Source organism: Streptomyces odontomachicola (assembly GCF_039605595.1).
Classification (GTDB): Bacteria; Actinomycetota; Actinomycetes; order Streptomycetales; family Streptomycetaceae; genus Streptomyces.
Window position 1 is genome coordinate 136,096 of record NZ_JBCFOK010000003.1, and the last position, 12,014, is coordinate 148,109.

The 12,014-nt window shown below is 70.8% G+C and carries 9 protein-coding genes; 3 read left to right on the forward strand and 6 right to left on the reverse strand.

What is annotated here, in order from left to right:
* Positions 1-111: 111 nt before the first annotated feature.
* Positions 112-810 (forward strand): SDR family oxidoreductase, encoded by a 699-nt coding sequence (locus tag ABEE00_RS05840; protein ID WP_345744166.1) that lies wholly within the window; start codon positions 112-114, stop codon positions 808-810.
* A 119-nt stretch (positions 811-929) separates the two neighbouring features.
* Here the strand turns inward: ABEE00_RS05840 and ABEE00_RS05845 are convergent, their stop codons facing one another.
* Both ABEE00_RS05845 and ABEE00_RS05850 read right to left on the reverse strand, forming a co-directional pair.
* Positions 930-2,258: an MFS transporter gene (locus ABEE00_RS05845; protein ID WP_345744167.1), complete on the reverse strand. Its 1,329-nt coding sequence runs from the start codon at positions 2,256-2,258 to the stop codon at positions 930-932.
* 118 nt (positions 2,259-2,376) lie between these two features.
* Positions 2,377-3,846 (reverse strand): MFS transporter, encoded by a 1,470-nt coding sequence (locus tag ABEE00_RS05850; RefSeq protein WP_451918501.1) that lies wholly within the window; start codon positions 3,844-3,846, stop codon positions 2,377-2,379.
* Between the two features lie 118 nt (positions 3,847-3,964).
* On the opposite strand from ABEE00_RS05850, the gene ABEE00_RS05855 reads away from it, so the two are divergent.
* Entirely contained in the window at positions 3,965-4,606 is a 642-nt protein-coding gene (locus ABEE00_RS05855) for a cysteine hydrolase family protein (RefSeq protein WP_345744168.1), read from the forward strand.
* Between the two features lie 46 nt (positions 4,607-4,652).
* On the opposite strand, the gene ABEE00_RS05860 is transcribed toward ABEE00_RS05855, so the two are convergent.
* From ABEE00_RS05860 to ABEE00_RS05875, 4 genes are all read right to left on the reverse strand, one after another.
* Positions 4,653-6,470: an NAD(P)/FAD-dependent oxidoreductase gene (locus ABEE00_RS05860; RefSeq protein WP_345744169.1), complete on the reverse strand. Its 1,818-nt coding sequence runs from the start codon at positions 6,468-6,470 to the stop codon at positions 4,653-4,655.
* A gap of 128 nt (positions 6,471-6,598) precedes the next feature.
* Positions 6,599-8,473: an FHA domain-containing protein gene (locus tag ABEE00_RS05865; protein WP_345744170.1), complete on the reverse strand. Its 1,875-nt coding sequence runs from the start codon at positions 8,471-8,473 to the stop codon at positions 6,599-6,601.
* A gap of 166 nt (positions 8,474-8,639) precedes the next feature.
* Entirely contained in the window at positions 8,640-9,539 is a 900-nt protein-coding gene (locus ABEE00_RS05870; protein WP_345744171.1) for a DUF5995 family protein, read from the reverse strand.
* Between the two features lie 1,180 nt (positions 9,540-10,719).
* Positions 10,720-11,490, reverse strand: coding sequence for a transposase (locus ABEE00_RS05875; protein WP_345744172.1), 771 nt, complete (start codon positions 11,488-11,490; stop codon positions 10,720-10,722).
* A 73-nt stretch (positions 11,491-11,563) separates the two neighbouring features.
* Between ABEE00_RS05875 and ABEE00_RS05880 the strand changes: the two genes are divergently transcribed.
* A complete protein-coding gene (locus ABEE00_RS05880; RefSeq protein WP_345744173.1) occupies positions 11,564-11,950 on the forward strand; it encodes a hypothetical protein in 387 nt (128 codons plus the stop codon).
* Positions 11,951-12,014: the final 64 nt, after the last annotated feature.

Here is a 12,014-nt window from a genome sequence, read left to right on the forward strand (position 1 = left end):
GATCGCAAAGCACCCCGGGGCCAGGGGAGTTGTGTGGGTATAGTGCACGCGTTCGGACACCGATGACCGTATCCGGACCCCGATGACCGCATCGCGAAAGAAGTCCGCCTCATGGAGCCCGTCACACTGATCACCGGTGGTTCGACCGGAATCGGCGCCGCCACCGCACGTGCCCTGCTCGCCGAGGGCCACCGCGTGGCGGTCACCGGACGGGACGCGGACAAGCTGGCCGCCTTCGCCGGCTCGGCCGACGCGGGCGGGCGCCTGTTGACGATCACTGGCGACGCCGGCGACGCGCAGGACGTCGCCTCCGCCGTGCGTCAGGTGGCGGACGCATGGGGCAGGCTGGACAACGTGATCGCCAACGCGGGCTTCTCGCTCCCGGGCAACCTGGAGAGCCACGACCCCGAGGACATGCGCGCGATGGTCCTCACCAACGTTCTGGGCCCGGCTCTGCTGGTACGGGAGGTCCTGCCGCGCCTCAGGTCGTCCAGGGGCCGGATCGTGATCATCGGCTCGGTCGCCGGGGTGCGCAACACACCCGGCAACCTGTACTCGGTGACCAAGTGGGCCGCGCACGCGCTGGCCGAGAACACCCGGCTGCTGGTCGGCAAGGACGGGGTCGGCGTGACCGTCGTCGCCCCCGGGGTGGTCGACACCCCCTTCTGGGACGAGCGCGGCGGCACTCCCGAGGCGGCGCCGGCGATGACGGCCGGGCAGATCGCGGACACGATCGTCTTCGCCCTCGCCCAGCCGGCCGGCGTGGACGTCAACCACATCACGATCCGCCCGACAGGGCAGTCCGGCTGAGGCGGCACACGCCTCAGCCCGCTCCCGGCGTGCGTGGTCGCGGCGCTCTGTCGTCACGGACAGCCGATTCCGCTCGTAACGGACAGCCCATTCCGCCGGCCCGGGACGAATCGGCCGCCCTATCCCACGACCGCAGCCGCCCGTACCCGCGCCGCCCTCGTATCAGGAAGGACGGCGAAGCACCCCAGGCTCAGGAGGGCGAGGGCGGTCAGGTAGGCGGCCACGGCCCACGGTGTGCCGGGGCCGCTGGTCAGGGCCGTGGCCACCATCGGGGTGAGGGCGCCGCCGAGGAGCGTGCCGAGGTTGTGGCCGACGGACACGCCCGTGCAACGGACGCGGGAGGTGTAGAGCTCGGGCAGGTACGCCGCGACGACCGCGAACATCGTGGTGCACCCGAGCTGCGCGACCAGCGCGCCGAAGAAGATCGACAGCGGTTCGCCGGTCGACAGGAGCGCGATCGTGGGGAACATCCACAGTGCGCAGCACGCGCACCCGAGCAGGCACAGGGGCCGCCGCCCGTAGCGGTCGCCCAGGACGGCGATCACGGGGGTGAGCGCGCCCGCGATGACCGAGATGGTCAGCGTGCAGCCGAGCATGAGGGTGCGGTCCACGCCCAGTCGGTCGACGGTGTAGGACAGCGCCCAGGTCGAGAGGGTGTAGGTGACGGCGCTCGCGGTCATGAGCGCCCCGGCGGTGAGCAGGACCAGCCGCCAGTGCTCGCGTACGACTTCGAGCAGCGGCATGCGCGCGTACTCGCGCTGTTCGAGGAAGTCGGGGCTCTCCGGGAGCGAGGTGCGCAGCGCGAGCCCGGCCGCGGTCAGCACGCCGGCGAACAGGAACGGCAGCCGCCACCCCCACGCCGCGAACTGCGCGTCGCTCAGCCCAGCCGACAGTGCCAGCATGACGCTGTTGGCCAGTACGGAGCCCAGCGGCGGCCCGACCTGCGGAAAGCTCGACCACAGTCCGCGCCGGTCGGCCGGCGCGTGTTCGGCGGCCAGCAGCACGGCCCCGCCCCACTCGCCGCCCACGCCGAGCCCCTGGGCGAAGCGCAGCACGACCAGCAGTACGGGGGCGGCGATGCCGATCGAGTCGTACGTGGGCAGCAGGCCGACGGCGACCGTGGCCAGCCCGGTCAGCAGCAGGGAGATCACCAGAACGGGCCGCCGCCCGCGCCGGTCGCCCAGGTGCCCGAAGAGTACGGAGCCGAGCGGCCGCGCCACGAAGCCGACGCCGAACGTGGCGAAGGAGGCCAGGCTCCCGGCCAGCGGCGAGATCGTCGGGAAGAACTGCGGCCCGAGCACCAGGGCCGCGGCGATGCCGTAGATGAAGAAGTCGTAGAACTCGACGGCGGTACCGGCGAGCGAGGCGGCCGCCACCTGCGGGAGGGAGGACTCAGCGGTGTGCGCGGAGCGTGGATCGTGTGGATCGTGTGGGGGGCTTGTGCGCATATCGACGGAACTACCCGGCACGGTCAGGGGTTACGGGGGCGCACGGGGCCACGGGCTGCGGCGGAACAGCGCCCCGCGCTCCCGTGAGCGTGCGCGAGAGCAGTGGCCGCTGCCCCCGCTATTGAGCGGACGTCTCCGGGGCGCGCCGCCTCGTATGCAGGTCGGCCACCGCGCACACGAGCGCCGCCAGTACGAGCAGCGTCGCGGTCAGCAGGCCCAGTTGGAGGGCCAGGGCCCAGTGGTCGTGGTTGCCCACGTGGGCGAAGAAGACCGCGCCGACCGCCGCGATGCCCGCCGCCGTGCCGATGCGCTGGGCGGTCTGCAGCACCCCGCTGGCCGCCCCGGCCAGCTCCACCGGCACCCGGCTGAGCGTGAGCGTGGTGTTGGGGGCGATGACCAGCCCGGAGCCGAGCCCGGCGAGCAGCAGCGGCAGCGCGGCCGCCCACGCCGCGTTCCGCCCCGGCACCAGGTGCACCGCCCCGGCCGTGCACAGCAGTCCGACGGCGACACCGATCAGCGCGAAGACGACCAGGCGCCGTCCGAAGCGGACCACCAGCCGTCCGCTCACCGCGGCGGTGAGGGCCGAACCGGCGGCGAACGGCGTCGAGGCCAGACCCGCCTGGAGCGCGGTGTGGCCGAGGCCGTTCTGCAGGAACAGCGTGTAGATGAAGAAGACCGTGGTGAAGCCCCCGAAGTAGACCAGCGACAACAGGGCGCCGAGGGAGAAGGACCGCAGAGCGAACAGCCGCGGCTCGACCAGCGGTGAGCGCCCGCGCCCGCGCTGCCACCGCTGCCAGGTCCAGAACGCCGCGAGCAGCACCGCTCCCGCCGGGAGGAACAGCCACTTCGCCTGGCCCTTCCACGCCTGCTCCTGCACCAGCGGCAGCATCACGGCGACCACGGCGGCGCCGAGCAGCAGTACGCCGAGTGGGTCGATGCCCTCCCGGCGCCGCTGCTCCGGCGGACGCGCGGGCAGCAGCCGCAGGGCGGCGATCAGGGCCGCGGCCCCGATCGGGATGTTGACGTAGAACACCCAGCGCCAGCCGGTGTCCGTGCCGAAGGCCTGGATGAGCAGGCCCCCGGCCAGCGGTCCGACGGCCGTGGAGATGCCGATGGTGCTGCCGAGCATCCCGAAGGCGCGGGCCCGCTCCGCGCCCTGGAACATCTGCTGGATCAGCCCGGCCACCTGCGGGGACACCAGCCCGGCCGCGACGCCCTGGAGCAGCCGGAAGATCACAAGCCAGGCCGCGCCCGGCGCCAGCCCGCACGCCGCCGAGGCCACCGTGAACAGCGCCAGCCCCACCAGGAACACCTCGCGCCGCCCCCACATGTCGCCGAGCCGCCCCGCGGGCACGAGCGCCAGCCCGTAGGTCAGCGCGTACCCGGACACCACCCACGACAGGTCGGCCTGCGACGCCTGAAGCCCGCGCTCCATCGAGGGCAGCGCCACATTGACGATCGAGGTGTCCAGCAACGTCATGAACCCGGCGGTCAGACACACGGCAAGCGCCTTCCACCGCTGCCTGTCCTCCCGCGCGGGGCTGCTCGGGGCGGTCGTGGGTCGGCTGGGGGAACCGGATTCGCTCACATTCGTACGCTAGGCGGAACAGGCGCCGAGGGCCCACCGGGGCAGCCCCGCGGCGTACGCCGTCGTAGAAACTCCGCGTTCCGGGTCCGTCGCGAACCGGGGGCGGTACCGTCGCGCCATGGATGAGCGAAATGGGCTGATAGTTCCGCGTTCATTGGAGGAGTCCTGCCACCCGGCGCGCACCGCGCTGCTGGTCTACGACATGCAGGTCGGCATCCTGCGGCAACTGCCGGAGCGGGAGCGTGTCGTACGGCAGGTCGTCGAGGTGGTCGGGGCCGCGCGGGCGGCAGGGGTCCGCACCTTCTTCCTGCGTCACATCACGCTGCCGCCCGAGCTGATGGGCGCCTCGCAACTGCGCATGTGGCGGGCGTGGCAGCGCGCCGAGCGGGCCGACGATGTGGTCTCGCCCTTCCCGCCCGCCTCCGAACAGGCGCAACTCATCCCGGAGTTGAAGCCGACGGAGCAGGAGGCCGTCGTCGACAAGGTCACGATGTCCGCCTTCGAGGGCACCTGGCTCGACATCGTGCTGCGCGACTGCGGCGTGACCACGGTCGCCGTCGCCGGGGTGGCCACGGAGATCGGCATCGAACCGACCGTCCGCCACGCGGCGGACCTGGGGTACGTGCCGGTCGTGATCACCGACGCCTGCGCGGGCGGCGACCAGGAGGCCGCCGAACGCTCCCTGGCCGCCCTGCGGTTCGCCGGCGACGCGTTCCTGGCCACGGCGCAGGAGTTCCGCGCCGCGCTCACCCGGCACTGAGAACGAGGAGCGCGGAGCACGGAACGCGGCGAGGTCGCGCTGCCGCTCAGGCGCGGTGGTGGACCTCCTGGAGCCCGTAAACAGGGGTGGGGAGGTCCTCGTAACGCGCCTTGAGCTGTAGCGCGAGGTAGAGCGAGTAGTGCCGCGACTGGTGCAGGTTCCCGCCGTGGAACCACAAGCCGGGCTGCTGGGTGGGCTTCCACATGTTGCGCTGCTCGCCCTCCCAGGGGCCGGGGTCCTTGGTGGTGTCCGAGCCCAGCCCCCAGCACTTGCCGACGCGGTCCGCCATCTCCTGGCCGCACAGGTCGGCGACCCAGCCGTTCATGGAGCCGTAGCCGGTCGCGTAGACGATGAGGTCGGCGTCGAGTTCGGTCCCGTCGGCGAGCACGGCACCGGTCCTGGTGAGGTGGTCGACCTGGCCGTGGGCGAGCTTGATGCTGCCGTCGGCGACGAGCTCGGACGCGCCCACGTCGATGTAGTAACCGGAGCCGCGGCGCAGGTACTTCATCATCAGGCCCGACCGGTCATCGCCCCAGTCGTGCCGGAATCCGGCCTCGGCGAGGCGCCGGTAGAAGTCGGCGTCGCGCTCGCGGATCTTCTCGTAGACCGGGGTCTGGAACTCGTGCATGATCCGGTACGGCTGCGAGGCGAAGACCATGTCGGCCCTCTCCGTGGTGATCCCGGCGCGCACCGCGCGCTCGGAGTACAGGTTGCCGAGCCCCAGATCCATCAGCGACTCCGACTTCACGACGTGCGTGGAGGAGCGCTGCACCATGGTCACGTCGGCGCCGTGTTCCCACAGCGCCGCGCAGATGTCGTGCGCGGAGTTGTTGGACCCGATGACGACCGCCTTCTTGCCCGCGTACCGGTCCGGGCCCGGATGCTGCGAGGAGTGGTGCTGCTCGCCCGCGAAGTCGTCCATGCCGGGCAGCGAGGGCACGTTGGGCCTGCCCGACACACCGGTGGCGAACACCAGGTGGCGCGGGGAGAGCACGACCTCCTCGCCGCCGCGGTCCACCACCACTCGCCAGGTCCCGCTCGCCTCGTCGTACGAGGCCGAGGTGACCTCCGAACGTGTCCAGTACGGCACGTCCATGACGCGGGTGTACATCTCCAGCCAGTCCGCGATCTTGTCCTTCGGCGCGAACACCGGCCACGTGTCGGGGAAGGGCAGGTAGGGGAGGTGGTCGTACCAGACGGGGTCGTGCAGGCACAGGCTCTTGTACCGCTTGCGCCAGGAGTCGCCGGCCCGCTCGTTGCGCTCCACGACCAGCGCGGGGACGCCGAGTTGGCGCAGCCGGGCGCCCAGCGCGATGCCGCCCTGGCCGCCGCCGATCACCACCACGTACGGCTGGCGGTCGTAGCCCAGCTCCTCCTGTTCCAGGGCGCGTTCCTCGGCCCACGTACGGCGTTGGGCGATCGCGCCGTGCCGCGTGCCCGTGGGCCGCAGTTCGCCCTGCGCCTCTGGGAAGTCCTTGAGCTCGTGCAGGCTGGTCAGGAGGGTCCAAGCGCCCTCGTTCGTCAGCCGCAGGTGGCCCTGCGCCCGCCCCGCCGCGGTCTCGAACGCGATCCACGCCTCGGTGACGCCGCCGTTCTCCGCCGGTGTCTCGGTGGTACGGAATCCGGACGGGTCGGTGCCGGCGAGGCAGTGGGTGAGCAGGTCGGCGACGTCGGCCCGCCCCTCCACCGTCTTGAGGTTCCAGGTGAAGGCCACCAGGTCCCGCCAGTAGCTGTCGGCGGCGAACAGCGATGCCGCGGCCTCCACGTCCCGCGCCGCCAGCGCGGCTTCGAACCGGGCGAGCCAGTCGTCCACACGCGCCTGCGGGGAACGACCCTGCCGTACGGCGTCCAGCGTCTGCGTCATCGCCTCTCCCTACGCCCGGTTTTCGGTCCGTCACGCCGATCACACGACGAGGAGGGTGTCGGTGACAAGGGCGCGGCATGACACGTACTCCGTATGACCCGCACGCAGGCTTGTGGCCGTCCGCCCGGTCAGCTTCCGTCCGGGGCCGGCTGCCCTCCGGGGTAGAAGATGTCGATGTCGACCTCTTCGCCGCCGACGATCTGGGTGTCCCACGCGCCGCTGCGGACCAGGGTGTACAGGGTCGAACTGTCCAGGGTCTCCAGATGCTTGAGCAGCGCCGCGTCGTCGGGCAGGTCGGGGAGGCGCCCCTCCAAGCGGCCGCGGATCGCGCGCAGCCGGTCCATGAGCGCGTCGAGGTCGGACATCCGGTCCGGTTCCCGCTCCGGGCACTCGGTGATGCTCTCGCCGATCCTGTCCTTGATGGCGCGGGTCGCCCCGTTCTCGTCCGTGGCGATCATGCAGTTCCAGGCGCGGCTCTTGTGCCGGTACTGGAGCATCGACATGGCCGCCTCGTGGCGTACGAAGTCCGCGTCGCGGAACGGGCGCCCCCGCCAGGTCCCGCTCAGCGACCGGGCGAGCGAAATGGCGGAGCCCAGGCCGCTGTTGAGCCCGCGCCCGGGCCAGAAGTGGATGGCGTTGGCGGCATCGCCGAGCAGGAAGCCGTACGTACCGGGACTGGTGCACGTACGGGGATACAGGCGCGCGGTGAACCGCGGCCGCTGCACCATGTCCAGCCGGAACGCGGTGACGGCGGTCAGGTCCTCCTCGGGCACGGCGAAGAGCTTCAGGCCCTCCTTGACCCGCTGCCACAGCGCCGACCCCCTGACCAGGGCGGGCAGGAACAGGGTGCGGTGGATGCCGCAGCGGAAGTCGCCGTCCTCGCCCCGGTTCATCACGCAGGGGCGCGAGGCGATGCACTCCTCGAAGACCTGGCGTACGGGGTCGATGCCCACCACCTCCTCGGCCTCCTCGTCGGTGAGCCGCATGTTCAAGAAGCCCTCACCGCGCAGGGAGTTGAGCAGGAACCGGTTCTGCGCCACGGTCAGCAGCACGGACGCCGAGTCCGGGAGCGCGGACCTGACCCGCAGGCCGAGCACCACGTCCTGGAGGTGCTCGCCCTCCAGGGAGTAGATCGACGTGTCCGCCTGGCCGAACTTCGCGGTGAAGTGCTCGCGCGTCCGGGAGCAGCCTCCCTCGCAGATGGCGAGCACGTGGCCCCTGGCGGCGGACTTCTCGTACGCGACCGGGTCGAACCGCTCGGGGACCAGGCGGATGCGGTCCGGCTTCTCGTTGGCCATCTCCAGGAGCGTGTCCTCGACGTACGCGATCCGGACGTTGCGCGGGTCGCGGCCCTGGACCGAGTCCGGGCCCGCCGGCCACATCTCGGTGTACGCGCCGTCCCTGAACAGCCTGTCCTGGACCTCCAGGGGAAGCCCCAGGTACTGGCGGCTCTGGACCGTGACCACCTGCTGCCGCCGTACGTTGCCCTGGTCCTCGTCCTTCCACACGACCCTGCCGTCGGCCCGGGTCCACCGGCCGTCGTAGACGGTGAGGGCGACGCGCGGGCCGAGGAGCGACTCCAGCAGCAGGGCGAAGGCCAGCCCGACAGGACCACCGCCCGACACCGTGACCCTGAGCACCGGGACCGGCTCCTCGGCCGGGGGCAGCGTGAGCGTCTCCAGAACGGCCAGGTCCATGATGGATTCCATCGGACCGGCCGCCTCGAAGCGGAACGTCTCCCCGCCGATCGTGATCAGATCGCCGGGCTGGAGCACGCGGGAGGCCGTGCGCTCCCCGTTGACGAAGGTGCCGTTGCTGCTGCCCAGGTCGTACAGGACGTAGCCATGGCCCTCGCGGCGCACCTCGGCGTGGAAGCGCGAGATGCTCACCTCGCGCAGCACCACGCTGTTGGCCGCCTTGCGGCCGAAGGTCAGGGGCGTGTCCCCGATGCCGAACCGCTCCCCGGCCAGGGCGCCTCGACGACCGACAATCTCAGGAGGCATGGGTCCTCGGTTTCCTTCCATCCGACGGGCCGACGGCGCTCGGCCGTCCGCACCGCGATCACGGGAGTGGAGCCCCGCAGCGCGGGGATTGAACCGGGGGGGGTTGTCCTGCACGGCTTTCATACGGCTGGGGGAGTCGGGTGGATTTCCCGTACGACGGTGCCGTCTACGGCGTCTGGTCTTGAGGAGCTGTGGCGTGGCGTCGGCAGTGCTGGTCGCGGGTCGCGCCGTAGCCGGGGACCCGTACGGCCGCCAGCAGGTGGGCCCAGTGGGCGGCGCCGTCTTCGATCGACGCCTCCACGCGTGCCCGTTCCGCCGTCGTACGGGCCGCAGCCAGACGTTCGGCGGCGTGCCAGGCGTTCTCCCGCCACAGCCGCAGGAGTTGGAGCACCGTGAACTCGGCGATCGGGTTCCAGCGCGCGTCGCCGAGGGCGACCACGGGGTCGTAGCGCCGGGCCACTTCCTCGATGGCGGGCTGGTAGGCGCGCTCCAGGACCGTGGTGAAGCGGTCGTAGTCGGCTTTGCGACTGCCGCCGTCCCCACGCAGGAGGCCGTTGGCGGCGAGGACGTACGGCATGTCGCGCTGGATGTGGGCGTTGGCCCCGAGCAGGACGTCCTGCCCGGCGTTGACGTCATCGGCTCGTGCGGCGTCGTAGGCGATCTTCCAGGCTTCCGGCACCGCGTGCCCGTCCCGGTCGTTCCGGTCGTCGCGATAGGAGCGCAGATAGAGCGAGACGAACCCGGTGTTGAGGTCCCCGGCCAGCCAGTCCGGCTCGGCGAAATAGCCGGGCCGGGACCGCAGCGTCTCCAGCAACTGCCCCTGTACGTGGGTGTATACGGCGGGGAAGACGCCGCGGTGATCACAGCCGAGCTGCTCGCGGAGGAGGGCGAGGCGGGCCCGGGCCTGCTCGACGCAGCGTTCCGCTGTTGTGCGGCAGGTGGCGGCGGGCGGCGGCGCGTCTGCCGCCCTGGCCGCGTGTGGTCCGGCAACGGCGGGAGCCATCCCCGTGAGGGGCAGCAGAGCCGCCCCCATCGTGGCGATACGAAGTCGCGTGCGGTGCCGCATGTTCCGCTCCCTACGGGCCCCTGTCGCCGACGGGTACGCCGGTGCCGGACAGGGGCGGGCAGCGGCGTCAGCACATACGACGAGGGGCGGCCGGCGGGGTTACGGGTGCCGCCGGTTGCCTGGGAGTCGCGGGAGTGTGGCGCTCGCCTGCATCGGGGATTGGCGGTCATCAACGGCCTCTGCCGCGGACGGGGCCGGGCCGGGGAGCTCGCCCTTCCCTGCGCACTCTCCGCGCAGCGCATCCTGGCCGCCGAGGAGCGCGCCGCGCTCGCCGGGGCTCGCCAGGTGGCGGACGGCCCCATGGAGCCAACCGTTCCCCGTACGCGATGCAGAGCGTGTTGCGGAAGTGCCGACCGCGCCGCACAACACGGTTGCCTCGTAGCGGACGGCAAGTTTGTCGTATCCGCGGCACGGCCAGGTGGCGCTTGAATCGGGTGCTCCCGCACTCGGCCGCGTGGCGCTCGCGGTGGCCGGCCTGGTCGAACTTCGGCTGCCGACCATCACGGGGACCGGGTTTCTGACGGTTACGGCCTCGGTCCGCTGGCACCGGAATGGTCGCCTTGATGCAGCGTTTTCGCAGGTAGACCCCGTTGGGGGCGGGATCCGCCTGCCGTGTCGTCCTGCACACGGTCCGGTCCCGTGTAGCCCTCGAATCCTCGGTGCCAGGATCCCTATGCACTAGACATTTTCGACCCACGGCCTCACCGTCCACACACCGGCCGGTTTATTCTCCTCGCGCACACAGGAATTGTTGCGAGCGGGGATTTACGCATGGAGGACACCGCTGCCGCCGAAGCGATGCTCTATCCCGCCCTGCCGACCATTGGGGTGGGAGCCGGTATCAGAGTGGCCAGTTGCGTCGTAAACCGCATGCTGGAGAACCCCACACATAGCCCCGTGGAAATACTTTCCGGGGCCATGGCGGGATTGGAGTCCGCCTGGTTCGTGCTCCGCCTTCAGGAGCTCGGGCTCTTCCCACGGCGCCGTTGCCGGGCCCCTCGCCGCGCTGGGATTCCGGCGCGGCTGAGCACCGGCGGGCGCCACGGACATGCGCGGGTCCTGCCGGGCGAGCGAGAAACTCTGCATTCCGCACCCGGGGCGCGACGCTTCTCCCTAAGGGCTGTCCCGTAAATAATCTCCGTTGAGGTGATGACGCAGATGCCCGACGCGAGTTGTTCGCTCAGCCTGCCAGGGCGAGGTTGTGCAGGCGGGCGACGCCGAGCATCGCGTGGTGCACTCCGTCGCCTTTCAGGCGGCAGTCACGGAGGATCTTCCAGCCCTTCGTGCGGGCAAAGGCGTGCTCGACGCGGGCTCGTACTTGCTTGTGAGTGCGGTTGTGCTCCTGTTTCCAATCGGGGAGTTGGGTCTGGCCTTTCGCGCGGCGGTGCAGCATCACCAGGCCGGTTCCGGGGTAGCCGCCGTCCGCGATGGTCATCGTCTTGCCGACGGCTTCCTTCGCGCCGGATTCCGCCCATGCCCGGCAGTCGTTGCGGTTGCCGGGCAGCTGCCGTCCTACTACGACGACGAGCCGGGTGTCGGCGTCGATGACGACTTGGTGGTTGGTCGAGTAGCGGTAGTTCTTCGACTGCTCGGCGATGGTGTGGTCACGGGTGGGCTCCAGGGTGCCGTCGACGATGAGCACTGTGTCCTTCGCGAATCGCTTGCGCGGCTGGAGCGCGAGCTTCGGGCCGAGATGGTCGATGATCCGGCCAGCGGCGGACTTCGAGACGCCAAAGAGCGGAGCGAACTGGCGCAGTGTCAAGTTTGTGCGCCAGTACGCCGCGACGAGCAGCACTCGGTCTTCGAGCGGCAGGCTCCACGGCCGTCCGCGCCGCGGCTCGTCTGCCACTTCGCGGCGCACCACAGCCACCAACTTGCTGAAGCAGCGCGGGCTCAGCCCCGTGAACGGAACTATCCAGGACGACTCCGACGCCGTGATCACACCAGCCATCCGGAGATCATTTCAATTGCCGACAGCCCGTCTCTCTGCTGATCCTGGAGACGCAGCAACCGAGGGGAACGAAGTGGGACTCATGCTCTTCCCAGGTGACGACGACGTGGCGAGTCCGGACGTCTCCTGGTCATACACCGGCTTCGGCATGTTCAGGGAGTGGCTAGCCCAGACCGAAGGTTTCGTGCTCACCGAGATGGAGGGCTTCGGCGGAGACCGTCAGTGGTCCAGCGTCTCCACCACCCTGGAGCCACTACTCAACCATCCAGACGACGATGGGCCCGACCTCACGCCCGCTCAATGCGCGGCCATGCTGCCCCGGCTGGAAGCAATTCTCGACCTCCGTCTTCCGGACGACAGCGTTGACCCACTCCTGAGCCGGCGTAGCGAAGACGTCAGTCAGTTGGTCACCGTCCTGCGGTCCTGCGTGGACAAGAAGGCAGAGCTCATCTTCGGCTGATCCGGGAGTCGGGGAGCGGCCCTGGTCGAGGGGGACGGCCGCGGTTACGGGACAGCCCCTAGGC